Origin of the sequence: Gilliamella sp. Choc6-1 (assembly GCF_001690385.1) — a bacterium.
GTDB lineage: Bacteria > Pseudomonadota > Gammaproteobacteria > Enterobacterales > Orbaceae > Gilliamella > Gilliamella apicola_A.
This window is the reverse complement of record NZ_LZHI01000013.1, coordinates 63,525-90,386: the sequence shown is the minus strand read 5'-3', so window position 1 is coordinate 90,386 and position 26,862 is coordinate 63,525. Positions and strand designations below refer to the sequence as shown.

Annotated in this window: 18 protein-coding genes and 1 tRNA gene; 9 read left to right on the top strand and 10 right to left on the bottom strand. The window is 32.0% G+C overall.

All coding sequences use genetic code 11. The annotated features are described in order from the left end of the window. Positions 1 to 38: 38 nt before the first annotated feature. Entirely contained in the window at positions 39 to 827 is a 789-nt protein-coding gene (gene map / locus A9G36_RS01530; RefSeq protein WP_065561423.1) for a type I methionyl aminopeptidase, read from the bottom strand. Between the two features lie 209 nt (positions 828 to 1,036). On the opposite strand from map, the gene rlmC reads away from it, so the two are divergent. From rlmC to A9G36_RS01515, 3 genes are all read left to right on the top strand, one after another. Next, positions 1,037 to 2,194 (top strand): 23S rRNA (uracil(747)-C(5))-methyltransferase RlmC, encoded by a 1,158-nt coding sequence (gene rlmC, locus A9G36_RS01525; protein WP_034945666.1) that lies wholly within the window; start codon positions 1,037 to 1,039, stop codon positions 2,192 to 2,194. A 248-nt stretch (positions 2,195 to 2,442) separates the two neighbouring features. After that, positions 2,443 to 4,005 (top strand): glutamate--cysteine ligase, encoded by a 1,563-nt coding sequence (gene gshA / locus A9G36_RS01520; RefSeq protein WP_065569176.1) that lies wholly within the window; start codon positions 2,443 to 2,445, stop codon positions 4,003 to 4,005. A 1-nt stretch (position 4,006) separates the two neighbouring features. Further along, positions 4,007 to 4,780, top strand: a complete 774-nt coding sequence (locus tag A9G36_RS01515) for an endonuclease/exonuclease/phosphatase family protein (RefSeq protein ID WP_065569177.1) — start codon at positions 4,007 to 4,009, stop codon at positions 4,778 to 4,780. On the opposite strand, the gene A9G36_RS01510 is transcribed toward A9G36_RS01515, so the two are convergent. The 3 genes from A9G36_RS01510 to rnhA are packed head-to-tail and all read right to left on the bottom strand — an operon-like array spanning position 4,767 to position 7,291. Then, a complete protein-coding gene (locus tag A9G36_RS01510) occupies positions 4,767 to 6,017 on the bottom strand; it encodes a transglycosylase SLT domain-containing protein (RefSeq protein ID WP_051825216.1) in 1,251 nt (416 codons plus the stop codon). The genes A9G36_RS01515 and A9G36_RS01510 overlap by 14 nt on opposite strands. A gap of 42 nt (positions 6,018 to 6,059) precedes the next feature. After that, positions 6,060 to 6,788 (bottom strand): hydroxyacylglutathione hydrolase, encoded by a 729-nt coding sequence (gene gloB, locus A9G36_RS01505; protein WP_034945656.1) that lies wholly within the window; start codon positions 6,786 to 6,788, stop codon positions 6,060 to 6,062. Between the two features lie 23 nt (positions 6,789 to 6,811). After that, on the bottom strand, positions 6,812 to 7,291 hold the full coding sequence (rnhA, locus tag A9G36_RS01500; protein WP_034945652.1) for a ribonuclease HI: 480 nt from the start codon (positions 7,289 to 7,291) through the stop codon (positions 6,812 to 6,814). Positions 7,292 to 7,471: 180 nt separating this feature from the next. Between rnhA and dnaQ the strand changes: the two genes are divergently transcribed. Continuing rightward, entirely contained in the window at positions 7,472 to 8,206 is a 735-nt protein-coding gene (gene dnaQ, locus A9G36_RS01495; protein ID WP_034945649.1) for a DNA polymerase III subunit epsilon, read from the top strand. A gap of 116 nt (positions 8,207 to 8,322) precedes the next feature. Further along, positions 8,323 to 8,399, top strand: a tRNA-Asp gene (locus A9G36_RS01490). A 523-nt stretch (positions 8,400 to 8,922) separates the two neighbouring features. On the opposite strand, the gene A9G36_RS01485 is transcribed toward A9G36_RS01490, so the two are convergent. Then, positions 8,923 to 9,984 (bottom strand): dihydroorotate oxidase, encoded by a 1,062-nt coding sequence (locus A9G36_RS01485; RefSeq protein WP_034946208.1) that lies wholly within the window; start codon positions 9,982 to 9,984, stop codon positions 8,923 to 8,925. Positions 9,985 to 10,479: 495 nt separating this feature from the next. Here A9G36_RS01485 and A9G36_RS01480 point away from each other — a divergent pair, with 495 nt between their 5' ends. From A9G36_RS01480 to A9G36_RS01470, 3 genes are all read left to right on the top strand, one after another. Beyond that, on the top strand, positions 10,480 to 13,251 hold the full coding sequence (locus A9G36_RS01480; RefSeq protein ID WP_065585305.1) for a flavocytochrome c: 2,772 nt from the start codon (positions 10,480 to 10,482) through the stop codon (positions 13,249 to 13,251). A gap of 28 nt (positions 13,252 to 13,279) precedes the next feature. Further along, complete coding sequence (locus tag A9G36_RS01475; RefSeq protein WP_065585304.1) at positions 13,280 to 14,239, top strand: FAD:protein FMN transferase; 960 nt, start codon at positions 13,280 to 13,282, stop codon at positions 14,237 to 14,239. An 85-nt stretch (positions 14,240 to 14,324) separates the two neighbouring features. Continuing rightward, positions 14,325 to 15,794: a DASS family sodium-coupled anion symporter gene (locus A9G36_RS01470; protein WP_034945640.1), complete on the top strand. Its 1,470-nt coding sequence runs from the start codon at positions 14,325 to 14,327 to the stop codon at positions 15,792 to 15,794. Positions 15,795 to 15,866: 72 nt separating this feature from the next. Here the strand turns inward: A9G36_RS01470 and A9G36_RS01465 are convergent, their stop codons facing one another. The 4 genes from A9G36_RS01465 to A9G36_RS01450 all read right to left on the bottom strand — a co-directional run bounded on the left by A9G36_RS01465 (position 15,867) and on the right by A9G36_RS01450 (position 21,738). Further along, positions 15,867 to 17,390 carry a Ppx/GppA phosphatase family protein gene (locus A9G36_RS01465; protein ID WP_034945637.1) on the bottom strand — a complete coding sequence of 508 codons (1,524 nt, stop codon included), beginning with the start codon at positions 17,388 to 17,390 and terminating at the stop codon, positions 15,867 to 15,869. Between the two features lie 9 nt (positions 17,391 to 17,399). Beyond that, positions 17,400 to 19,463, bottom strand: coding sequence for a polyphosphate kinase 1 (gene ppk1 / locus A9G36_RS01460; protein ID WP_034945634.1), 2,064 nt, complete (start codon positions 19,461 to 19,463; stop codon positions 17,400 to 17,402). Between the two features lie 125 nt (positions 19,464 to 19,588). Then, entirely contained in the window at positions 19,589 to 21,001 is a 1,413-nt protein-coding gene (gene pykF, locus A9G36_RS01455; protein ID WP_034945631.1) for a pyruvate kinase PykF, read from the bottom strand. A gap of 314 nt (positions 21,002 to 21,315) precedes the next feature. Further along, positions 21,316 to 21,738 (bottom strand): META domain-containing protein, encoded by a 423-nt coding sequence (locus A9G36_RS01450; RefSeq protein ID WP_065569180.1) that lies wholly within the window; start codon positions 21,736 to 21,738, stop codon positions 21,316 to 21,318. Between the two features lie 74 nt (positions 21,739 to 21,812). Here A9G36_RS01450 and hrpA point away from each other — a divergent pair, with 74 nt between their 5' ends. After that, positions 21,813 to 25,691, top strand: a complete 3,879-nt coding sequence (gene hrpA, locus A9G36_RS01445) for an ATP-dependent RNA helicase HrpA (protein ID WP_081296649.1) — start codon at positions 21,813 to 21,815, stop codon at positions 25,689 to 25,691. Positions 25,692 to 25,768: 77 nt separating this feature from the next. Here the strand turns inward: hrpA and A9G36_RS01440 are convergent, their stop codons facing one another. After that, positions 25,769 to 26,818 (bottom strand): YdgH/BhsA/McbA-like domain containing protein, encoded by a 1,050-nt coding sequence (locus A9G36_RS01440; protein WP_034945625.1) that lies wholly within the window; start codon positions 26,816 to 26,818, stop codon positions 25,769 to 25,771. Between the last annotated feature and the right edge of the window lie 44 nt (positions 26,819 to 26,862).

Below are 26,862 nucleotides of genomic sequence, written 5' to 3'. Positions count from 1 at the left end.
ATGGCTTCAATCATAAACTATTGTTGAAGCCATTTTATTTAGTGTTCGATAATGCGAGGAAAATCTTCGTTACTGCGCAATGTTAAAACTTCAACGCCATTTTCAGTAACTAAGATAGTGTGTTCATATTGAGCCGAAAGTCCATGATCTTTGGTTTTAACTGTCCAACCATCTTTCATCGTTCGAGTACGCCAATCGCCCGTATTGACCATAGGTTCAATTGTAAAGGTCATGCCTGGTTTTAAAATTACACCACCATCATCAGCATCATAATGTAATACTTGTGGTTCATCATGATAAACTTTTCCAATTCCATGACCACAGTATTCACGTACTGATGAAAAGCCAAACTTTTCAACATATTTTTGAATTGTTTTACCAATTTCTTTTAGACGAATACCCGGCTTTATTATCTTAATCGCTTCATATAAGCTATTTTGGGTAACTTGACATAGCTTTTCACCTGTGACAGTCGGTTTCCCAGCAATATACATTTTAGATGTATCGCCATGATAGCCATCTTTGATTACAGTGACATCAATGTTTAAAATATCACCATTCTTTATTTTTTTTTCAAAATTTGGAATGCCGTGACAAACAACATCATTTATTGATATACAGCTAGTATGTTGGTAGCCATGATAACCAATATTTGCAGGAATAGCTTTTTGGACATTAACAATGTGTTCATGGCAGATTTTATCAAGCTCGCCTGTACTAATACCAGGTTTTACATAAGATTCAATCATTTCTAAAACTTCAGCAGCAAGTTTGCCTGCTATACGCATTTTTTCGATTTCTTCTGGGGTTTTTAACTTAATAGACATTAAATTGTTCCTGTAATGTTAATGAACATATCCTATCATATACCGTTATTTCGTCAAATAAATGGAAGTGATTAATTAAGTATATGATTCATATTAAATCGATTTTAATTCCACTTACTGTAACGCTGAAACAGTATATATAACTAAAACTACTGATTATTAAGGTTGATTAGGTATATAATAATTAATTATAAAAAGAGGTTTTTACGATGCAATGTAGCTATTATCAACAAAAAAAATGTTTATCATGTCATTGGCTTGACCATCCTTATCAAATACAATTAGAACAAAAGCAAACAATGCTAATTGAGCAGCTAAGTGAATTTAATCCTAAAGAAATTAAAGAGCCTTTGGCAAGTAAAAAACATGCTTTTCGTAATAAAGCTAAAATGGCTGTATTAGGTACAGTTGAAAAACCCATATTAGGTATTCAAACAGGCGATCAAGCTATTGATCTGTGTGATTGTCCTCTTTACTCTAACAATATGCAAAATATTCTAAAAATTGTAAGAACATATATCAGAAAACAAGGATTAGTGCCTTACAATATCAATAAGCGAAAAGGAGAGCTAAAATTCGTTATTATCACTGAGAGTATTTGTGATGGAATAAGTAGTTTTATGTTGCGATTTGTTTTGAAGTCACCAAAATTTTTTGAAAAAATTAAGAATTCTTTTAATCAATTACAAGATAAAATTCAAAATCTGCAAGTTGTTTCAATTAATATTCAACCTAATCATTCAGCTATATTAGAAGGGGATGAAGAGATAGTTTTAACCAATAATTCTTTTCTATCAATAACATTAAATAATATTCCTCTTTTTATAAAGCCTAAAAGCTTTTTTCAGACAAATACCGATGTTGCCTCCAATCTTTATCAAACAGCAAGTGACTGGGTCACCGATTTGAATATACATTCGATTTGGGATCTTTTTTGCGGTGTGGGTGGATTTGGTTTACATTGCTTGAATAATTTATCAAAAAATGATGTTCAATTAACAGGAATTGAAATAAATTCAGATGCAATTGAATGCGCAACAAAATCAGCTAACGAACTCGGTTATAAGCAAATATTTTTTAAATCATTAGATGCTACTCAATATGCGATTACCAATCAGAATATCCCTGATTTAGTTTTGTTAAATCCACCAAGACGAGGAGCAGGGAAGCAATTAATCCAGTATCTTGAAGAGATGAAACCAAACTATATTTTATATTCAAGTTGTAACTTATCTTCGCTTGTTGAGGATTTAAAGTTGTTAAATGATTATCAAATTACCAAATCAAAATTATTTGATATGTTCCCCCATACCGCACATATGGAAGTTTTAATTTTGTTAGAAAAAAAAGATCATATGCAAAAATAAACTGCTTTAATGTATCAATTTATCATTATTTTAATTGCAATTAACTAATCCTATCTATGAAATAGATAAAAATGTATGTTGTGAGTTTTATTTTTACCTATTGAAATAGATAGAGTTATTTTTTTATTTAGTTTTTGAAATGCTTTTGTTCATTTCAGCTATTCTTAAAATATCAAAATCATCTATAGTAACTAGTAAATTATGATAATATTAATGCTATAAATAATTAAATTAGGAAAAGCTAGATTATGATTCCTGATGTTTCCAAAGCGCTTAGTTGGTTAGAAAAACATTATACTATTTTACAGGGGATTCAACGAGGTTTAGAACGTGAAACTTTGCGTATTTTACCTGATGGATCATTGTCGAAAACTTCCTTTCCTTCAAAAATTGGGTCAGCGTTAACTCATCCTTGGATAACAACTGATTTTGCTGAATCAATGTTAGAGTTTATTACACCAGTTAATACCAATATTGATTATATGCTGTCTTTTTTACGGGATTTGCATCGTTATGCTAGCATAAGCATTGGAGATGAAATGTTGTGGCCATTAAGTATGCCTTGTTTTCTTGCAAATGAAGATGACATTATTTTAGCCCAATATGGTACTTCCAATGAAGGGCGATTTAAAACGCTATACCGTGAAGGGTTAAAAAACCGCTATGGCGCAATGATGCAAACGATTTCTGGAGTACATTATAATTTTTCATTACCTACCGCATTTTGGCAGGCAAGAAACGGTATCAAAAATATTGAAGAAGGTAAAACTATAATATCTGAAGGTTATTTTACCTTGATTCGCAATTATTATCGTTTTGGCTGGGTAATTCCGTATTTATTTGGTGCTTCGCCATCAATATGTTCTCCATTTATTCAAGATCCAGAAAAAGCCAAATCCTTCATTGAGCAAACAAATGGTAATTGTTATCTACCTTATGCAACTTCGTTAAGGTTAAGCGATATCGGTTATACGAATAGTGCTCAGAAACAATTAGGTATTACTTTTAATCATTTGGATTCTTATGTAGCGGGATTGAAACGTGCAACTCATACTAAATCTGCTGAGTTTAGTAAATTAGGTATTAAAGTAAATGGCCAATATCGCCAATTAAATGATAATATTTTACAAATAGAAAATGAGTTTTATGGACCAATTCGCCCTAAACGAGTGACCAGAGCAAATGAAACACCTTCAGATGCGCTCTTACGTGGTGGAATTGAGTATATTGAAGTACGTGCGCTTGATGTTAATCCTTTCTCACCAATAGGTATTACTGAAGAACAAATTCGTTTTATTGATTTATTTTTGATTTGGTGTGCATTAGCTCCAGCTCCAGAAATGAGTAGCCAAGAACTTGAGTGCGCTAAGATGAATTGGAATAAAGTAATTATTGAAGGGCGAAAGCCGGGGCTTGAAATTAGTATAGGTTGTGATAGTTATCGAAAACCTTTGTCCAAAGTAGGGCACGAATTATTTAAAGATTTACTTCGTGTTGCCGATGTTTTAGATCACCAAAATGGTCATCAACATTACCGTAAGGTCTGTGAACGTTTGGATTTGATGTTTGAACAACCTGAGTTAACTTTATCAGCAAGGACGCTACAAGCAATTAGCGATCTAGGTACATCAAAGTTTGGGGTAGCTTTAGCTAACCAATATAAAAGGCAGCTTATTTCAGAACCTTTAACTTTATTAACAGATAATGATTTTGTTCAACAACATCATTTATCGCTTGAAAAACAAAAAATAAAAGAGCAAAGTGATACTTTATCATTTGATGAATATTTAAAGCTGAAAAACTCGCAGTAGTATGTTTAAAAAACGCAACTATACATTACGTTATCGATCAAATAATGATGTAGAAGTAATCTTACCTAATCACCAATTAAGTGTTAATAAATCGCTTATTGATCATACTTCTTTTTCGGTTTTAGTTTGGAATATTTATAAACAAAAGCGGGCAGATTGTATTGATATTTTAGAGCAGTATGCAAATACTACTAAATTAATATTGCTACAAGAAGCCCAAAATACCCCTCAGCTTTTAAGCTTTATTTCAAAACATCATAAGGTTGCAGATCATGTTCCTACATATTGCTTTAATGATATTTATGCAGGTGTGATGACGATTACTGAATCTTTACCTAGCGCTCTTCTCTCATTCAGAGAAAAAGAGCCATTAATTAGAGTTCCCAAATCTGCACTAATTACAATTTATCCTATTGCTCATTCAAAAAAGCAATTTCTTGTGGCTAATGTTCATGCCGTTAATTTTAGTATTGGTGTTAAAATTTATCGTCAGCAAATTCACATGTTATTAAATCGTATTAAAGAACATAATGGTCCAATAATATTAGGAGGAGATTTTAATGCATGGAGCCAACAACGTTTGAATTTATTATATGATTTGATACATTCAATAGGTCTTAGGTCAGTGAATTTTACTATAGATAATCGCAAAACTTTCATGGGTAGACCATTGGATTTTGTATTTTATCGAGGATTACAATTGGAAACAGCTGAAATTATTAACACTAAGACATCTGACCATAATCCTCTTTTAATAAAATTTAGATTGGATTGATAAGATTTATTGTTAATACATCCCCTTCTTTAACTTGCGAATCTTTCATGTTATTCCACGTCAAAATATCAGTTATTTTTACTTGATAGTTTCGTGCAATTGAATGAAGACTATCACCAGCTTTAACCTGATAAGTTATCTGCTTTTTTGTATTAGCTGTATGAAGTATGGTATTTTTATTGTTAATTCCAGTCGATTGTTGAATTGTTGCTGTTTTGACTTCTATTGGCATTGTGCTATGCGGCACATCTTGTAGTAATTCAGTAATTTCTGTTGTAACAAGATTTTTTTCCTGTAGCTTTTTATGTAATTTTTCTGCATAGGCATAAGGCACAAGCAAATGGAAAGGGCCATTTACTGTCTGTTTTAAATACCCAGCATTAAAACTTTTTAAATCACTAAGTGGTATATCACTGTATTGAGCAATTTTAGCTAAAGAAATGTTTTTAGACATGTCAATTCTAACTAGAGAATTTTCATAGCTACAATCTGGTAACTTAATTCCATATTGTTTACTATTTTTCACAATATCAATAATGGCAAGAATTTTCGGAACATAGCGCATTGTTTCATTTGGTAATTCCAAAGACCAATAATTAGTAGGTAAGCCATTTGCCTGGTTTTTTTCGATAGCTTTTTTTACTCGACCTTCCCCAGCATTATAAGCGGCTAATGTTAATAACCAATCACCATTAAAACGATTATTTAAATTTTGTAAAAGTGTAATGGCCGAATTTGTAGAGGCTATAAGATCACGACGATCATCAAAATTACTGTTCTTTTTTAAACCGTACTCTTTTGCGGTAATAGGTACAAACTGCCACAAACCTGCCGCTTTACCGGAAGATGTTGCAAGCGGATCATATGCACTTTCAATTAATGGAATTAACGCTAATTCAACCGGCAAACGATTTTTACGAAGTTGGTTAATGATATAGTAAACATAGGGTTCAGAGCGAAGTGCTGTCACCTCGAAAGCCTGTGGATTAAGTAATAAACGATCTCTTTCTTCTTTAACACGTTTATTCTCGGGAACATTAACATCAATTTGGTTTAGCATATATTGCCAAGGGTTTTGAGTTATTAATATGTGATTAATACCACTACTTTTAATGCTGCTTGCAACTACCGATAATGAATTATGTGTTTGATAGACACTATTATTGGTATTAGAACCATGGTTTTGGCATGCAACCAAAATTAAACATAATATTGTGAATATAAATAACTTTTTCATTAGCCTGTAAAATTAAACATTTATTAAAACCGCGTATTATACCTAAAAATTGTCCTTTTGGCTTCTAAAAAAAATAAATAAATCTAATTCATTGTTGAACTTGAATTTTTGTTGTAATTTTTTATCAGAGCATCGTAAAAATAAATTAATCAATTTTTCTGTTGCTAAGTTTGAAGGTAAAGTAATTGAATTTTCATTAATTGTATTCAAATATGACTTAATATTTTCATCTTCTGGTAACATTGTGCTAGCAAATAACAAATTAGAATAAGTATATTCATGACCAGCACAAATAAGAACATCATCAGGAAGTTGTTTTAATTTGTTAAGTGAATTTAGCATTTTTTGATAAGTCTTTTCAAAAACTCGTCCGCATCCTGCTGAAAATAGGGCATCTCCTGTAAACAAATAAGGATGGCAATAATAAGCAAGATGTCCAGATGTATGTCCAGGGACACTGATGAGATCAAATGTAAAATTCCCAATAGAAATTGTATTTTGATTATCTATATAATTTATTGGTAGATTAATCTCACTGGGACCATAAACTTCAATATGGTTATACCGTTCTTTTAATTTTGTTACACCACCTATATGGTCTATATGAAGATGAGTAAGTAAAATTCCAATAGGTGAGAGATCATTTTTCTTAACATAGTTAATGACAGTATCCGCCTCACTGGGATCAATAATGATGGCTTGGTTATCCGTATTTGATAACAACCAAATATAGTTATCTTTTAACGCAGGAATAATATGTAATTTAAACATAGAAAGCTATTCAAAATTGTTAATTAAATGTTTTCTTTATTAGATTGCTCAAAAACGATATCTTTTAATGTTGGAGATTGAGCCCGTTTTTTCGCTAGAATATCACATCGTTCATTTTCAATATGACCAGAATGACCTTTTACCCAGAACCAGTTGATTTTGTGTAACAGAACAAGCTCATCCAATTTTTTCCATAAATCTTCATTTTTAACAGGTCTTTTATTAGCCGTTTTCCAACCATTTTTCTTCCAACCATGAATCCAATTCATAATGCCATTACGTAAATATTGACTATCAGAATATAAGTCAATTTCACAAGCTTGTTTTAATTGTTCTAAGGCAGTAATTGCTGCTAATAATTCCATCCTATTATTGGTTGTTTTAAAAAAACCTTCTGCTACCACTTTTTCTTGCTGTTTGTATTTTAAAATGGCTGCATAGCCGCCAGGTCCAGGGTTTCCTAAGCATGATCCGTCTGTATAAATTTCTATTTTTTTCAGCATATTTTGATTGTCGATTAAATTGTTTAAGTTGGTTATATATTCATTGATGACAACTATTTTTAATTCATAATGAGTTTTGTATTTGTATAATCGCTAGATATCAACATTAATCACTTTTGGTGATAGACTATAACACTAATTTATTTTTTCCCCAATTGTTAACAGATAAAAGAGAATAACGTGATAAATAATTCCGCGCGCCAAATAGTATTAGATACAGAAACAACAGGTATGAATCAAGAAGGCAATAATCACTATGAAGGTCATAAAATTATTGAAATTGGTGCTGTTGAAATCATAAATCGTCGCTTAACTGGCAATCATTTTCATGTTTATATCAACCCTGAACGTTTGATTGATGAAGATGCTTTTAAAGTACATGGTATAGATAATGAGTTAGTTAAAGATCAACCTATTTTTAAAAATATTGCTCATGATTTTATAAAATTTATTGATGGTGCTGAACTTATTATTCATAACGCATCTTTTGATGTTGGATTTATGGATTATGAGTTTCGCTTATGCGGTTTAGATTTCAAAACAGCAGATCATTGTATTATTACTGATACCTTGGCTATGGCAAGACGCTTATTTCCAGGTAAGCGCAACAACTTAGATGCGCTTTGTGAACGTTATCAAATCGATAATTCACATCGAACACTTCATGGAGCATTATTGGATGCTGAAATTTTAGCTGAAGTTTATTTAGCTATGACAGGGGGACAAACAACATTATCTTTTAATATGGATGATCAGAATTCTTTATCTGGTAATAATACTTCTATTCGTAGAGTTGAACGTAGCTCTATACCTTTAAAAGTAATTAAAGCTTCTGAAGTTGAACTGTCTGAACATGAAGCTGTTTTAAAAAAAATTGATAAAAAAAGTGCGGGGGCCTTATGGCTCATTAACTAATGATGATTTTATACGCAATCAATCATTAAATACAAAAATTTTATTGACGGAAATGAAAATTATCTTTAATATCACGCCTACTTTAACGTTCCAACGTTAAGATTATTAAATAAAGCGGAGCGGTAGTTCAGTTGGTTAGAATACCTGCCTGTCACGCAGGGGGTCGCGGGTTCGAGCCCCGTCCGTTCCGCCAATTCAAATTGTCTAGTTAGTACGTTATAAGTTTTATTCTATTATTGACGCCATCTACTTATATTGAGTTAAATACTGAAACCTTTCTGAGTTACATTTAGTAATGTTAAACAATAGCTTTTTATTATAGATGGTGTTTCATTTTTGTTGGTAATCATTGGCATTTTGTGCCACTTTTAACGACAGTGCCTTTTTTATTTATTAACGTCTTACTTTAGCTCAATAGTTCAGATTGCCTTTATTATTATTTTACTAAAAGATATTAGTATCAACCTCATATATAAAAGATACTTATTGAAAAGAGAGCAACAAAAAAAGTTTATTTAAAATATTAGCAATGGTCTTAATTGTACTGTTAATATCTTTTATTCCTTCCTTGCATGTGTCAATTATTTTAGTTATCGTTTTTTGCTCATCTTGTTTTGGATTTTATTTTTTAAGAAAAAGTAATAAGGATATAGTAGGGTGTATTGTCAGTAAAAAATTACAGGGTAAGTTACCCTGTAACAGACATGAGCATAACGTTAAATAATTTTATTCAAGGTTTTCTTGATTTCTATAGAAAGCAGAGGGTTCCACATTGCCCCAGTAGCGCTCATGACTGCATCAGCGCCATTGCCGATGAACTGACGATAATGTTCACTGTTGCTTATTCCACCAACACCTACAATAACAAATTTTAATTCCATTTCTTGACGGAATTTAGCTAATCTACTCACCATATCTAAACCTGCCCAACGAATTGCATCCCCACAGACACCACCTTCTTTTCTATTTTCACCTAATGCTGGGTTCCCTTTAGCATCAACTGGTTTAGCGGATAGTGTGTTGATTACACTTAAACCATCGATAATAGAACCGATACGAGTTAATAAAGAAACAATCCTTTCATCGTCAGGGAAATAGGCTAGTTTTAAAATAAGTGGACGATCAGGAACAGCTGTCTTAATGGCATTGACAATTCTTTCGACTTTATCTATATCAAAGCAAAGTAATTTATTTGCCCCTTCGTTCGGGCAACTTAAATTTGCTTCAAGAATAGGCGCATTGGTTTCTTTAACTAATTTTGCGGCTAAAGCGTAATCATTTTCTATTTTGCCATTACCTTCCGTGCCTTGGAAACTACCAATTACACATTGTCCATGACCTGCAGATTTTACCGCATCTTCCATATCTTGTTGCCATATATCAGGTGAAAAGGAAGGCACACCAAATGAGTTTGTTATTGATAATGGTTGATCATAATTTGTATCTGCTAATACCGTATCTAAATTACTTGATAATTTACCTTTAGCGTGTACCGATAAGATGTTAGGTAAAGGATGACATTTATGAAGTTTAGTTCGTACTGTTTTATATACACATAAATCAAATCCATAAGCAAAAGCAGCTTTAATATAGTTAGCATTTAGTAAGGGGCCAGCGGGTATACCAAAAGGTAGATTTACCTCTATATTCAAAAATTTGGTTAACTTAGTAGGAACATTTTCTGTTTTATTTAATTGCACAAAAAGCCCAAATGGTCCTTTAGCATAATTATCTTCATAGCTAATATATGGATTATAGAAAGGTGTCAAAGATTTCATATTGTCTCCCATTTATGCACGTCCTTAAGTGGTATTGTTTAAAATAAAAAATCCTCCATAAAGGAGGATTTGTAAATGAAATTAATAGGCAATGAAAGAGACGTAGTTTTAGAACTAATTTATGGATTAACTTTATTTTCATTATCAATGTTCTCTTTTCGTTAAGCTTCAAGGAATTCTAGCTAAATAAAAATAAAGTTCAAGAATAAATTAATCAATAAATATATAACTAAATGAAATAGTTATAGTGTTTTTTTTTAGATTTTTATGCGTAGGTTTAAACAATGCTTGGCAAATTCAACTGATAAAATAACTAAAAATCACTGCTAAAAGAATAAATTGTTACATAATTCTTTAATAAATATAAGAAATATTATTTCTCAAAATTGATACGTTAGTACATTTTTGAAACTAAAGTAAGTGGAGTATCAGAATAAGTAATGTTATTATTAAAGTTAGTAATTGAATCAAAATAAAATAATTAGGTATATTAAAATGGAAAATAAAGACATATTTAGTGCATTCACATTACCCAACGGTGTTGAGCTAAAAAATCGTATAATGATGGCTCCGATGACGACTTGTTCTGGCTTTCATGAAGGCTCTGTCACACAAGATTTAATAGAATACTATCAAGCAAGAGCAGGTGAAATTGGTACTATTATCGTTGAATGTGGCTTTGTAGATAATAAAGGATTAGCTTTTCCTGGTGCTATTGGATTAGATAGCGATGACAAAATTGAAGGATTAGCAAAGGTTGCAAAAGCAATCAAAGAAAAAGGATCCAAAGCGGTTATTCAAGTTTACCATGGTGGTCGCATGGTTGAGCCAAAATTGATTGGTGGACAATTGCCTGTAGGACCAAGTGCAATAGCAGCACCACGTCCTGGCGCTGCAACTCCAATAGCACTAACGGCTAATGAAGTAGATGAAATGGTCGATAAATTTGGTCAAGCTGTACGACGTGCTATCGAAGCAGGATTTGATGGTGTCGAAATTCACGGTGCAAATACTTATCTTATTCAACAATTCTACTCCCCAAATTCAAATCAACGAGATGATAAGTGGGGTGGTAGTCGTGATAATCGCACTCAATTTCCATTAGCAGTTTTAGATATCACTCATAGCATGGCAAAACAATATGCATCCTCAGAGTTTATTGTTGGTTATCGTTTCTCTCCGGAAGAATTAGAAGTCCCAGGTATTCGTTTTGATGACACAATGTATTTACTTGAAAAATTAGCTAAAAAAGGACTTGATTATGTTCATTTTTCAATGGGAACAACCCTTAGATCATCGATTGTTGATACTCAAGATCCAACACCATTAATCAAGAAGTTCATTGCGATGCGTTCTGATGTATTAGCTAAAATTCCGGTTGTTGGTGTTGGTAATGTTGTTAATAAAAGTGATATTGATACTGCAATCGATAATGGCTATGATTTAGTTGCTGTTGGTCGAGCTTGCATTGCCTATCCAGATTGGGTTAATCGTATAAAGAAAGGAGAAACATTAGAATTAACGATAAATAGTGATAAGCGTGAAGCACTCAATATTCCAGAACCTCTATGGCATTTTTCACTTGTTGAAAGCTTAATTCGTGATGTTAATCTCAATGTTAAAAAATTCAAACCTGGCAATTATCAGGAAAAAGTTAATGATGAAACTTATGAGTTTTTGATTAATGTTGAATTAGGTAAAGACTTCATCAAAGATTTAAAATTAATCAATGCAAATGAATTTAATAATGAAGTGTTAAATAATTTTGTTGCTATCAAAAGTCGAATTATCGATTCTAATAGCCCACATGTTGATGCAATTTCTGGTGCAACCACGCAATGTGAGGCATTTAAGAAAGCCGTAACAAAAGCTATGGCAAAATCTAACAAAGAAGCAATTCTAGCTGAAGGAGGGGATCCTAACGATAAATCTTACGATGTTGTTGTCGTAGGCAGTGGTGGAGCAGGCTTAGCTGCTGCTATTCAAGCTTATGATCTCGGAGCAAATGTTATTATTATTGAAAAAATGCCAGTAATTGGCGGAAATACAAATAAAGCATCAGCTGGTATGAACGCAGCAGAAACGAAATTTCAAAAACTTAAAGGCATTGTAGATAGCAAAGATCTATTTTATAAAGAAACGCTGGCAGGTGGTAAAAATAAAAATAACACTGATCTACTCCGTTATTTTGTTGATAATGCACCTAATGCAATAAATTGGTTAGATGATAATGGTATAGAACTAAGTGGCATTACAACTACTGGTGGAATGAGTATAGATCGAACTCATCGCCCTGCCAATGGTGCGGCTGTGGGGGGATTTTTGATTAGCGGATTGGTAAAAAATATTAATAAACGTGGCATTGAAGTTATGTTAGAAACTTCCGTAACTGAAATTATTACAGAAAACCATAAAGTAGTGGGAGTGAAAATTTTAGAAGAAGATGGCTCTAGCCAAACTATTAAAACCAAAGCAGTAATTATTGCCACTGGAGGTTTCAGTGCTAATGAAAAAATGGTTGAAAAATATCGTCCTGATCTTAAGGGTTTTGTAACTACCAATCATAAAGGAGCAACCGGTTCTGGTATTGTAATTTTGGAAAAGCTTGGCGCTGGTACTGTTGATATGGGAGAAATCCAAATCCATCCAACGGTTGAACAAACGACCTCATATTTAATTTCTGAATCTATACGTGGTGGTGGAGCTATTTTAGTTTCACAAAGCGGTCAACGATTTATCAATGAGCTTGATACTCGTGATAAGGTCTCGGCTGAGATTATCAAATTACCTGAACATTATTCTTATATTTTATTTGATCAGCAAATTCGGGATGAAAATAAGAATGTTGAAGAGTATGTTTCACACGAGCTTGTTACTCAAGCTAATACCATAGAAGAATTGGCACAGAAACTATCTATTGATAGCAAAACTTTGACTAGAACAGTGGCCCGTTATAACCAATTTGCCGAAAATAAAAAAGATGAAGATTTTGGAAGAACAACAGGTATGCGCCACCCTATCAATAAAGGGCCGTTTTATGCTATTAAAATAGCTCCGGGAGTTCATCATACTATGGGCGGTGTGACGATTAATACACAAACACAAGTACTAGATACTCATAAAAAAGTAATTCAAGGTGTGTTTGCGGCAGGAGAAGTTGTAGGAGGTATTCACGGAGCAAATCGTATTGGTGGAAATGCTGTTGCTGATATCATAATATTTGGTATTCAAGCTGGTAAAAAAGCCACAGATTATATTAATAGTTAATTTATTTCAGTAGTTGAACTAATTTAATATGGCAAGTTCGAGCTATAAATATACTCAAACTTTAATGGGAACAGAGGTTTCATTAATACTTTTCGAACCTGATGAAATCGCTGCCCAAACCGTTTTTAATTCTATTAAAATACTTGAAGATAAATTGACAGTTAATCGTCCTGAATCAGAAGTAATGTCAATTAATTTAGCTGCAGGTCAACATCCAGTTAAAGTGAGTCCACCAGTGTATTCTCTTATTGAACAAGCAGTTAAAGTAAGTTTACATTTCACTGATTATTTTAATTTGGCAATTGGACCAGTTGTAAAACTATGGAAAATTGGATTTAAAGGATACCAAGTGCCAAACTCTGAGCAAATTAAGCAACAACTCTTGTTAACCAATCCTCGATATATTGAACTCGATGCAAATACATATTCTGTATTTTTGAAAAAAGCAGGTATGAAAATTGATTTAGGTGCAATTGCTAAAGGTTATATAGCTGATGTAGTTAAGCATATTTTACATCAATATCATATTTATCAGGCTATCATTAATTTAGGTGGTAATGTTCTTACATTAGGTCATTCCCCAATAAATGATAATGGTTATTGGCATGTTGGGTTAAGAAAACCATTTTCTCATCATAATGAATTAGCAGGAATTGTTAAGGTAAAAAATAAATCAATTGTTACTTCTGGTATCTATGAGCGCTTTTTTATGCAAAATGATATTCTCTATCATCATATATTTAATCCATTAACGGGATACCCACTAAATAATGAATTAGAAAGCGTCACAATTATTTCTAATACCTCACTAGAAGGCGATATTTATTCAACTATTTTATATGGATTAGGAGTTTTAAAAGGAAGTGAATATTTGAAAAAAAATAGACATTTATCAGCAATATTTTTATTAAAAAATAAAACTATAAAATTAGTAAATTGTGATAATTTTTCTTTTCAACTTTTAGATGATGAATATGAAATAGTTTAAAAAATAGCTGGCAAATTAACCTGTTATTGTCTGAGAATAGAATTTGGTTATAGATTGATAATTTTTAAATTAGAAGGAAAAAACTATGAACATAGTAAAAAAAATGCCAGTAAAATGGCTGCCACTCATAATTATTGCTGCCATTTCAGCTGTGTTATGGTTAATGGTTACACCTCCAGAAGGAATCAGTATTCAGGGTTGGCAAACTAGTATTATTTTCGTTGCAACTATTGCTTGTATCGTTGCTGAAATAATGCCAATAGGCGCTATTGGTCTTTTAGCTATAACAATATTTGCTGTTTTAAGACCATCTGGTGCAGGTAGTGCTACTGATGCAATCAAAATAGCATTAAGTGAATTAAACAGTAGTTTAATTTGGTTAATTGTTATTGCGTTTATGATTGCGCGGGGCTTTATTAAAACAGGACTAAGTAAACGAATTGCTTATTATCTTGTTAAATTGTTAGGTAAAAACACTTTAGGACTGGCCTATGGTTTATCAGTTACTGATGTTGCTTTAGCTCCAGCTATTCCAAGTACAACCGCGCGTGCTGGCGGCGTAATTTATCCTATTGCTGAAGCCTTAGCGATTAATTTCAAATCTAGCCCAAAAGATGAGTCAAGAAACCGCATTGGTACATTCTTAATGTTAACAATTAGCCATGTAAATGACATTACCTCTGCTATGTTTTTAACTGCTTTTACAGGAAACCTATTAGCTGCTAAATTAGTAACAACTTCATTAAATATTACATTAGGTTGGGGGCAATGGTTTTTAGCATCAATTATACCTTGTTTAGTATCATTCATTGTAATTCCTTTGGTAATTTACTTTTTAACCAATCCTGAACTTAAAAAAACACCAGAAGCATCAAAATTAGCGGCTGAAGAGCTAAAAAAAATGGGGGCAATTACTGCCAAAGAAATCATTATGGGTTTAACAGTTGTTCTATTATTAGTACTTTGGATTGCCGGTAAAAACTTTGGTATTGATTCAACAACTACTGCATTTATTGGTTTGACCATTTTGATTTTAGCTGGTGTGTTAAGTTGGGATGACATTAAAGGGGAAAAAGCCGCTTGGGATACATTGATTTGGTTTGCAGCATTATTGATGATGGCAGGACAAGTAAATAAACTTGGTGTAACAAAATGGCTAGGCAATACAATTGGCAATGCCGTTCAAGGTCATTTAGGTGAAAGTAGCTGGGTCGTTGTTTTAATTGTTTTATGTATTGCTTATGTTTATTTACACTATTTTTTCGCCAGTGGAAATGCGCATATCGCTGCGTTATTCCCTGTATTTTTATCTGTAGCAATTACACTAGGGGTGCCAGAAATGATTGCTATTTTTGCTTTAGTTATCTGTACAAATTATTTTGGTTCTATTACACAATTTGCTAATGCAAGAAATCCGCTATTATTTGCAGAGGGTTTTGTTCCAGTTAAAACATGGTGGAAAGTTGGATTTGTTTGTAGTGTTGTGAATTTATTTATTGTTTTTACTGTTGGTCTTCTATGGTGGAGTATTATTGATCTAGGAGTGACTAATTAGAAAATAGCCTACTTAACAATAAGTATTGCTATTCTATTAGCAATACTTATTGTTATGACAGTTTAGAATTAACTAAAAAATTCTTATCGATAATTTCCAGTCATTCACTAGTTCCCAATATTTTTTCTCTTGTTCTAGATCAAGCAATATCAATTTATTATTTTCAACAAATTTTTGGCTAATATTTAATGTTATTTCCCAGAGTTTATTTTTTGTTATTTTTAAATGAAATGCACTTAGGTCGAGATCGGTATTTCGTTGATTATTAATAAGTATAGATAACCTAAGTATCTGTAGCATTGAAATAATATGCTTATATTCAAATAGGCTAAAATATGGAAAATCATTAATATTTACTGATTTTCTATGATAACGAACAAGAGTCGATAAAAGTAACTGTTGCTCTTCATTAAAACCAGGAAGGTTACTATTTTTTAAAATATAGCTCGAATGTTTATGAACGGAAGAAAAATTTATTTTTAATCCAACTTCATGCAATTGTGCTGCCCAATATAAAATTGTTTCGAGATTTTCCGATATACAAATGGACACCTGTTTTTGCCATTGCAAAAAGAAATAATTTGTAGTTTTAACAACTTGTTGTGCATGATGCTGATCGATGTTGTAATGTTGAGCTAATGATTCAGCCGTATTTTGTCTTATATCAGGATAATTCTGCCCATCAATAAGTTCATATAATACACCTTCTCGTAATGCACAAGGGCTAAATTGTAATTCCTTTAAGCCCAATGCGTTAAACACACCAGCAAATATTGCAAGACCACTGACAAATACATTTTTTCGATCTTCAGAAAGAGACGGATATTTTATATCGTGGAAAGATTTAAACTCTAAAATATAGCTAATCAAATCATCTAACCTCTTAGGTGTAATTATACTATCATTAACACCAAGATCGAGTAATATGTTACAAATACTTTTGACTGTACCTGAAGTACCAAATGAAACGGTAATATTTTGTTTTTTTATTGTATTAATTATATTTTCAATTTGTTGTTCAGCTGCTAATTTAGCACGCTGAAATGATATAGCATCAATTTTTTTTTCTGGGAAAAAACGCTTTGTATAAGTAACACATCCCATTGAATGGCTTGTGACGATTAAAGGTTTAAGATCATTACCTTTACCAACAGCTATTTCGGTGGAACCTCCACCTATATCTATCACAAATTTAGTATCAGTAGAAGATGTAGGTTCAGATGTCATTGTACCTAAGTAAACCAGGCGAGCTTCTTCTTGGCCTGAAATTATTTCAACAGGAAAGGGGAATACTTTAGCTGCCGCCATTAAAAATTTATGGCGATTTTTTGCTACTCGCAAAGTATAAGTTCCAACAACTCTAACGTTTTCTGGTGGAAAACCATTTAATCTTTCAGCAAATAATGCTAAACATTCTATACCTCGCATGATACTTGATTCACTCAATTCATTTTTTTCATTTAAACCTGTTGCCAAATGAATATTTTTTTTATTTTTATAAATAATTTGTGTAGCACCATTAATATTACGCACAATAATCATATGAAAACTATTAGAACCAAGATCCACTACTGCATATTCATTAAATTTATTCATATTTGCCCCTTATTTATGGCTGGCTTCTAATTGTTTTAAATAATCATAGATAGCATGCTGGGCTCTAATTTTTTTCTTATTACCTCTTTGAGCATAGTTATTCATATTATCTTTATCAATAACTCGAGCTTTTATGTTATCTTTACATTGAATGTTGAAAATATCATGGATAGTCGATTTCAAAATAGGATCGAAGATTTTCACACCTACTTCAATTCGATTGTCTAAATTTCGTGGCATCCAATCAGCTGATGAAATAAAGGTATCTTTTTTTCCATTATTTTCAAAGATATAAACACGTGCATGTTCTAAATATTGATCGACAATACTGGTAATATAGATGTTTTCGCTTAAATTTGGTATTTGTGGAATTAAAACACAAGTTCCTCTAACAACCATTCTGATTTTTACTCCTGAACAAGATGCTCGATAGAGTTGATCTATCATATCTTTATCGGTAATAGCATTAAGTTTTAGATAGATACCTGCGCTTTTACCTGCTTTGGCATTAGTTATTTCACGTTCAATAAATTCATAAAATCGTAAACGTGTATTTTGAGGAGAAACAAGTAAATGGTTAAATGAAACAGGTTTGAATGGATTTTCAATAAAATTGAAAACTTTAATTACTTCATCAGTAATAGCTTGATCTGCAGTTAATAGTGAAAAATCAGTATAAATTCGGGCTGTTTTTTCATTAAAATTTCCTGATCCAACATGAGCATAGCGAACTATTTTATCTTCTTCACGGCGATCTATTAAGAAAAGTTTAGCATGAATTTTCAGTTTAGGCTGCGAATAAATAACTTTTATTCCACTACTAATTAATCGTTTAGCCCATTTTATATTGGCCTCTTCATCAAAACGAGCTTGTAATTCGACAACAACTGTTACTTTTTTTCCATTATTAGCTGCATTAATAGCTGCATGGATAAAACGAGAATCTTTTGCAACACGATAAATATTCATTCGAATATGAGTAACAGCTGGATCGAATGATGCTTGTCGCATTATTTCTAATACATGACCAAATGAATAATAAGGATAATAAAGCAATACATCACGATCTTTTATTGTTGCAAATGCATTACGAAACTGTTTAAAACGATTATATGCAAGGCTTGGTAAGCGTTTATTTAATAAATTCTTACCACCTAAATCAGGAAAATTTATTAAATCTTTGAAATTAGGATACCGACCACCAGGCATTGCTTCTTGTTCAGTTAGTCTCAATTTATTTATTAAGAGCTCAAACAGGGCTTTAGGCATATCTTTTTGGTAAGTAAAACGGACAGGTTGTGCTGTTAATCGTTGTTTTAAACCCTGTGACATCAGCTCTATTAAACTATTTAGTTCTGTATTTAATTCATATTCCGCATCACGATTAATATTGATAGAATAAGCGTTTAATTCAGTAGCATCAAAAAAAACTTTAAATATGTCTGATAAACAATAACGTAAAATATTATCTAAAAAGATAATAGATTTATTTTTGGTTGAAGTTTCGGATGGTAATAAAACAAAACGAGGGGCATGACCTGTCGGTAATTCAAGTAATGCATAACTAACATTCTCTTTACAGATAATTTCCACTGCAAGATAAGCATGATCATCTTTTAAAAATTGAATCAATTCAGTATGGCTATCTAACAAAATAGGAGTGATATATTGTTGCAGATTCTGTTTATAATAATTTTTAATCCAATCTTCTTGATAAGATGAAAGCTGTCTTTCATTAATCAGAAAAATTTGATTTCTAGCCATTTCTAATAATAGTTCGTTATAAAGTTGATCAAACTGTAATTCAAGCTGAATTACTTTTTGATTAACTTGCCGTAACAATTGTTTAGCATTGGAAGTAGAGGTATGACCTTGTTCTTGTTCGATTAATACATATTTTTTTAAATTAGCAAATTGAACTTTATAAAATTCATCCAAATTGCTTGAATATATACCTAAAAAACGAACCCTCTCGATAAGTGGATTACTTTTGTCAGCTGCTTCTTGCAGAACTCTTTGATTAAAAGCCAGCCAGCTTAACTCTTTTGGTAAATACACTTTTTCTTCTATCATTTTTTATCTCTTTCAATACATAATTGCAACTATGTGTTACAGAATAACTTAAGTTATAAAAAAAGCTAGCTGATAGCTAGCTTTTAAGATAAATATTCAAAGAAATTAAGTTTTATTATGAATTCTTAAATTCGGTGAACTGATGTTGTATTAGTTGTACCACTTGGTACTAATGCACCAGAAACCATTACAATTATATCACCTTTTTTTAATCCACAATTTTTAACCGCCATTTCTTTACCTAAACGATAGAAATCATCAGTAGAATTAATTGAATCAATTAAAATTGGTTCAACACCTTTAGTTAATGCTAGCTGATTAACTGTTTTTTGGCTTGAAGAAAGTGCCAAAATACGCGCTTTAGGAAAATAATGGCGAACTTCACGAGCTGATTTCCCACTGCGAGTAGCAACGACAATTAATGGTGCATTTAAACGTTCAGCTATTTCGACAGCGCCACAACTAACAGCCGCAGTTATACGAGGGGGTTCTTCTTTCGAAGTTAATTCTAAAGAAGCAGGAATTGTAATATCAGTTCGAGTGCAAATAGTCGCCATAACATTAACAGTTTCAAGGGGGTATTTACCTTTAGCACTTTCACCAGAAAGCATGACAGCATCTGTACCATCAATAATTGCATTCGCAACATCCCCAGCTTCAGCACGAGTAGGACGAGGGTTTTTAATCATTGAATCAAGCATTTGTGTTGCTGTAATAACAGGTTTTGAGGCTTTATTACATTTTTGAATCATCATTTTTTGAGCAAAAATAACTTCTTCTACAGCAATTTCCACGCCTAAATCACCACGTGCAACCATGATACCATCAGAGGCTTTAAGAATTTCATCAAAATTATCTAAGCCTTCTTGATTTTCGATTTTAGAGATAATTTTTATATCTTCACCACCGTGAGCTTTTAAGTGGTTACGAATATCTTCAACATCTGAACCTTTACGAATAAATGAAGCAGCAATAAAATCAACGCCTTGTTCACAGCCAAAAATAAGATCATTTTTATCTTTTTCAGCTAAAGCGGGTAATTTAATGGAAACACCAGGTAAGTTAATCCCTTTATTTTCACCCAAATCACCATTATTCAAAACAGTACAAACAACTTCGTTGCCTTTGATTTCTCTTACTTCCATAGCAATCAAGCCATCATCAACTAATACACGATTACCTGGTTTAAGATCTTGAGCAAAACCTTTATATGTAACAGCAACACGCTCAGAGTTTCCAATCACTGATTCATCAGTTGTAAAGGTAAAAGTTTGACCTGCAACTAGCGAAACGTCATTCCCGCCTTCCAATTTAATAGTGCGAATTTCAGGACCTTTTGTATCAAGCATGATAGCTGCTTTTAAACCTGTCTCTTGCATTACTTCACGTAAGTTTTTTATTCGATTACCATGCTCTTGATAATCGCCATGAGAAAAGTTTAAACGCATAACATTCATTCCTGCATTTAATAACTTTGCTAGCATCTCTTTAGATTCCGATTTAGGTCCTATAGTACAAACAATTTTTGTTTTTTTCATGATATTATCTACTAATAGTTAAGGTTAATGTTTAAATTTTAAATAAACTGAATTTGCGCAAAAAAAAACCAATGCTGACGCATTGGCATATAAAAGGGTATAAGTAACTGATAGAGGTCACTTTTTTACATACAATATTTGAAAAATTAACTATTTTCATCAAAAATTTAGATTCTTTAAAAACTGGGTATATTATAGTCTTAACTACATTTTAAATAAAGTTTTTTATCAATAACTAGGGATTGTCTTTGATGAAAATTAAGAAGAGAAACATCTTGGTTTTGATGTTTATTTACAAGATGTTTCTAAATGGGTTACATTAAATCTTTGAGTTGATAAATAAGTTCATTTTCCTGGTTCTTCAAAGTTAACTGCTCTTTATTCAGGCTTATTGTTGCCCCTTCTGTTATTAGTTTTGTGATAATACCATCTAATTTATCTAGTTGATCATCATTGCAAATCATTTTTGTCATACCAACACCAGGAGCTTTGATTTTTTCGTTTTCCAATGTTACTTTAGCAACAAATCTATTACACATTTTTCCAATGATGTTCATGTTTTCGCCAAATTCTATTTCAGCTTCTTTATCAACAGGAACATCTTGTCCATTTGCTTTTATTAGCACAAAACGATGATGAGTAAGATCTTCTGCTTTTATTTTATTAGTTTCACCACAGCCAGACAAAATTAAAGCACTAGCAAATAGCGTTGTGGTAAGTATTAATGTCTTTTTCATATTCACTCCTAATGATAGGTAAAGTTTGTTATAATTAATTTTATACAAAATTTGATGGTATTATTTTACTCTTTATGTTATCTCAACAGCAATTAAAATTTTTAGAATCAATGACTTTCTTGGATAAGAATAAAATTTTAAGATTGTTTAAAAACAGCCAGAATATAGTTGAAATTGATTTAGACATAACTCAAGCTGTGTCACATTATCAAACTAGATTAAGATCATTGCCAAATCAAATTATATATCCTAATAATTTACCTGTTGTTGAAAAAAAACAAGAAATTTATGACGCAATTAAACATCATCAAGTAGTCATAATTGCGGGTGAAACTGGCTCAGGTAAAACCACACAAATTCCCAAAATCTGTTTAGAATTAGGCTTAGGAATCAAAGGCTATATTGGTCATACCCAACCACGCCGGTTAGCGGCTCGTTCAATAGCCAATCGTCTTGCTGAAGAGCTAAAAACAGAAGTAGGGCATTTAGTTGGTTTCAAGGTTAGATTTTCTGATCATGTCAGTGACACAACACTTATTAAATTGATGACTGACGGTATATTGCTTGCTGAAATTCAGAAAGACAAACTGTTATTACAATACGATACTATTATTATTGACGAAGCCCATGAACGTAGTTTGAATATTGATTTTATTCTAGGTTACCTTAAACAATTATTACCTAAGCGTCCTGATTTAAAAGTTATTATAACATCAGCAACTATTGATGTAGAACGGTTTTCAGAACATTTTAATCAAGCACCAATTATTGAAGTATCGGGGAGAACTTATCCCGTTGAAGTTAGGTATCGACCACCGATATTGGATAATGATGATAATTCAAACGATAAAAATAGTGATTTTCAACCCATTATTGATGCAATTGATGAACTGTCAGCAGAAAGTTATGGAGATATACTGATTTTTTTGACAGGTGAAAGAGAAATTCGGGATCTTGCTGATATACTAAATAAATTAGATCTTCGTCATACAGATATTTTACCTTTATATGCAAGATTATCAGCATCAGAACAAAATCGAATTTTTCAATCGCATACTAAACGTCGAATTGTCCTTGCAACTAATGTGGCTGAAACATCGTTAACCGTTCCTGGCATTAAATATGTGATCGATTCGGGTTTAGCCAGAATTAGTCGTTATAGCTATCGAACTAAAGTTCAGCGTTTACCGATTGAACCAATATCACAGGCCTCTGCCAATCAGCGTAAAGGACGTTGTGGGCGAACATCTAATGGTATCTGCATACGTTTATATGATGAACAAGATTTTTTATCTCGTCCCGAATTTACCGAACCCGAAATATTACGTACTAATTTGGCTTCCGTAATATTACAGATGACATCATTGGGATTAGGTGATATTGCTGCTTTTCCTTTTGTTCAACCACCCGATTCAAAATATATTCGTGATGGCATTCGGTTATTAGAAGAACTTAGCGCAATTCATACCAAACATAATCGATATCATTTAACTGAAATAGGTAAAATTTTAGCACAACTACCTATTGATCCAAGACTAGCCAGAATGTTGGTTGAAGCAAGACGCTTGGGGTGCATTAAAGAAATAATGATAATTACTGCTGCTTTATCAATTCAAGATCCAAGAGAAAGACCTTTTGATAAACAGCAAGCTTCTGATGAGAAACATCGTCGTTTTGTTGATAAAGAGTCCGATTTTATTTCTTTAATTAATTTATGGAACTACATTAAAGAACAGCAGAACATATTATCAGGAAATCAATTTAGACGATTATGCCAAAAAGAGTTTTTAAATTATCTTCGAATTCGAGAATGGCAAGATGTCTATACGCAAATTAGACAAACCATTAAACAATTAGCATTTCCGATTAATAGTAAAGCAGCTGATTATAATTCATTACATATCTCGTTACTGAGCGGTTTACTATCTCATATTGGAATGAAAGAGCTTGAAAAGCGTGAGTATATCGGTGCACGTAATATCAAATTTGCAATTTTTCCTAATTCAGCGCTTTTCAAAAACCAACCTAAATGGTGTATTGCTAGTGAACTTGTTGAAACAAATAGATTATGGGGGAGAACAGCAGCAAAAATTGAAGCTGAATGGATTGAACCTATAGCTAAACATTTAGTGAAATATAACTATAACGAACCTAGGTGGTCTAAAAAGCAGGGCACAACAATAGCAAACGAAAAAGTAATTTTATTTGGATTACCAATTGTTACTAATAGAATAGTAAATTACAGTAAAATTGATCCTATTTTAAGTCGCACTCTGTTTATTCGGCATGCATTAGTCGAAGGTGCTTGGTTAACAAGTCATAAATTTTACAAGCAAAATCAAAAATTGATTAATGAAGTTGAAGATTTAGAACATAAATCGCGTCGCCAGGATATTTTAATTGATGGTGATGAATTATTTGATTTCTATGATAAACGCATAGATAAATCCGTTATTTCATCTAGACATTTTGATAAATGGTGGAAGCTGAAGCAAAAATCTGATCCTAATTATCTTAATGTACAAAAAGAGATGCTGATCAGGCAATCAGCACAATTAATTAACTTAAATGATTTTCCTGATTTCTGGTATCAAGATCATTTTAAGCTAGCACTTAGTTATCAGTTTGATATTGGTCATAACCGTGACGGTGTCACTATAAAAATTCCGCTTGATATCTTAAACCAAATTAAAAACAGGGGATTCGATTGGCAAGTGCCAGGTTTTAGAAAAGATTTAATAATTGCATTAATCAAATCATTGCCTAAATCTTTACGACGAAACCTTGTCCCTGCACCAAATTATGCAGATGTATTTTTAGGTAGGGTAGATACCACAGAAAAACCACTTCTTGAATGCTTAGAAAATGAATTTCATAAAATGACTGGTGTGAAAATTACATCAGAAAATTGGCAATTAGAACAAGTACCTGAATACTTAAAAATGAATTTTAGTATTATTGATAGTAATAATAACGAAATTGCTTCAAGTAAAGATCTTGATATGCTAAAACAGCAACTCAAAACTCAACTTGAACAAGTTTTGTCATCTATTACTATTAATAAAAAAGATAACTCAATTGAGCAAAATAATTTGACCGATTGGACATTTGGAAAACTTCCTGATGTTTATGAAGAAAAACAAAAAAACTATACAGTTAAGGCTTATCCAGCAATTATTGATAATCAAAATTCCGTAAGTATAAAGTTAGTTGATAATCAATCAGAGCAACAAAGATTAACTAAATTAGGTTTAAGACGTTTATTAATGCTTAACATTCCCTCACCAATCAAGTATTTACATGAAAAATTACCCAATAAATCGAAATTAAGTTTATATTTTAATTCGTTTGGTAACGTGTTAATGCTTATTGATGATTGTATTGCTTGTGGTGTTGATTATTTAATTGAAACAAATAATAAAGCAATACATTCAGCTAATGATTATCAGCAATTACTTGATTATACTAAAACTCATATTAATGAAATAGTTGTTGATATTGCTAAGCAAGTCGAATCAATACTAACTTTGCATTTTAGCATTAATAAAAAGTTAAAAGGGCGCGTTGATTTATCTTTAGCATTTGCCTTGTCAGATATTAAACAGCAACTTAACAAATTGGTTTATAAAGGATTTGTTGCTCAATCAGGTTATAAAAGATTGAATGATATCTATCGATATTTATCGGCAATTGAGAAAAGAATTGAAAAATTATTTCAAAATATGGCAAGAGATAGACAATCAATGAGCATTATAGAAGATGTTCAGAATCAGTATGATAATTGGGTTAATAGTCTACAAAAGAATCAACGATTAGATACAAAAGTGACTGATATCCATTGGATGATTGAAGAATTAAGAGTCAATTTATTTGCTCAGCAAATCGGAACGCCATATCAAGTTTCTGCTAAAAGAATTAAACAAAAAATAGAGGCGGTAAAACTCGCGTTATAAGATAATTTGATTCTATTTTTTATAAAATAGACATAAGATGATAAAAAAAGAAAGGGCACTAATGTACCCTTATAAAATTAGCGGTACAGATCCACAAATACGGTAATATTCGGTCCATTTGAGTCTTGTGCTATTCTGGCTATATGGTAATACTTAGCATTGGAATCAATAGCTCGCTTTCCTGCCTGATAAGAAATTTCTTGATCCGTTACGTAATATCCTCTAAATTTGATTGTATTAAATGGCACCATTTTCGCTGCAGTAGCATCATTTAATTCTTGTATTTTTCGACCATCAGATAGTGTGACAGTGTAACGATTGATTTTCTGAGGTTCGGCTACAACAGATGAAGTTGGAGGTATGTTTGCTATAGGTTTTGAATCCATTGTTGTGTTATTTACATTTTCTGTTTTAGTTTTATCTATAACTTTATTTTTAAATTTATCAGCATAAAACTTTTCATTAAACGCAGAAGGAGAATAATAACCAGGCCGCTCAACTTGCATTGCAGCTTCTCCACCTTGAGCTAAAGCAGATTGCCCAGCTTCTGAATCATAAGGAATAGCATTTTCAGGTTGAAGTTTACGTTCTGGTGCATCTTTTTTAAATAGATATGCAATAATCTGTAAATTACTGCCAAGCTCTGTACGGTTATCAATATAGAAAGCATAAGCTGATTTTTTAGAAGCTTCTTTTGCTATCGCTTGATTTATATCATATTCATTAGGAAAATAACCTCTAATACGAACAATGTCAAATGGTTCTAATCGTATAGCTTTAAATTTGGGATATTCATAGATACCCTCAAATTTACGAAGACTATCAACTTGTTCCTCTGCTTTTGGTGCGTCAGATTTATACAATTTTGCATAAACTATACGCAAAGTATCATTGGATGGATTTATATTCGTTGATGTTATATAAAATGAAGAGGCTCCTTCTTTATCTGCAGCTTTCGACATGGCTAAAACATAATCTTTATCAGTATAAAAAGCACCTCTAACAGATATTTGTTTAAAAGATTGCATGCTATTTGCTTGCTCTTCATTTAATTGTTGAGCGGCAAATGAATATATAGGAATAATTGCAATAGTTACAGCAATAAGTTTCTTCTTTAAACTTGTCATATTTAATGAACCCACAATTTTAATGACTTAAAATAATATTATTG

Coding starts and splice junctions, on each gene's coding strand:
- map (WP_065561423.1), bottom strand. CDS start 827: ATGTCTATTAAGTTAAAAACCCCAGAAGAAATCGAAAAAATGCGTATA.
- rlmC (WP_034945666.1), top strand. CDS start 1,037: ATGCAATGTAGCTATTATCAACAAAAAAAATGTTTATCATGTCATTGG.
- gshA (WP_065569176.1), top strand. CDS start 2,443: ATGATTCCTGATGTTTCCAAAGCGCTTAGTTGGTTAGAAAAACATTAT.
- A9G36_RS01515 (WP_065569177.1), top strand. CDS start 4,007: ATGTTTAAAAAACGCAACTATACATTACGTTATCGATCAAATAATGAT.
- A9G36_RS01510 (WP_051825216.1), bottom strand. CDS start 6,017: ATGAAAAAGTTATTTATATTCACAATATTATGTTTAATTTTGGTTGCA.
- gloB (WP_034945656.1), bottom strand. CDS start 6,788: ATGTTTAAATTACATATTATTCCTGCGTTAAAAGATAACTATATTTGG.
- rnhA (WP_034945652.1), bottom strand. CDS start 7,291: ATGCTGAAAAAAATAGAAATTTATACAGACGGATCATGCTTAGGAAAC.
- A9G36_RS01485 (WP_034946208.1), bottom strand. CDS start 9,984: ATGAAATCTTTGACACCTTTCTATAATCCATATATTAGCTATGAAGAT.
- A9G36_RS01480 (WP_065585305.1), top strand. CDS start 10,480: ATGGAAAATAAAGACATATTTAGTGCATTCACATTACCCAACGGTGTT.
- A9G36_RS01475 (WP_065585304.1), top strand. CDS start 13,280: ATGGCAAGTTCGAGCTATAAATATACTCAAACTTTAATGGGAACAGAG.
- A9G36_RS01470 (WP_034945640.1), top strand. CDS start 14,325: ATGAACATAGTAAAAAAAATGCCAGTAAAATGGCTGCCACTCATAATT.
- A9G36_RS01465 (WP_034945637.1), bottom strand. CDS start 17,390: ATGAATAAATTTAATGAATATGCAGTAGTGGATCTTGGTTCTAATAGT.
- ppk1 (WP_034945634.1), bottom strand. CDS start 19,463: ATGATAGAAGAAAAAGTGTATTTACCAAAAGAGTTAAGCTGGCTGGCT.
- pykF (WP_034945631.1), bottom strand. CDS start 21,001: ATGAAAAAAACAAAAATTGTTTGTACTATAGGACCTAAATCGGAATCT.
- A9G36_RS01450 (WP_065569180.1), bottom strand. CDS start 21,738: ATGAAAAAGACATTAATACTTACCACAACGCTATTTGCTAGTGCTTTA.
- hrpA (WP_081296649.1), top strand. CDS start 21,813: ATGTTATCTCAACAGCAATTAAAATTTTTAGAATCAATGACTTTCTTG.
- A9G36_RS01440 (WP_034945625.1), bottom strand. CDS start 26,818: ATGACAAGTTTAAAGAAGAAACTTATTGCTGTAACTATTGCAATTATT.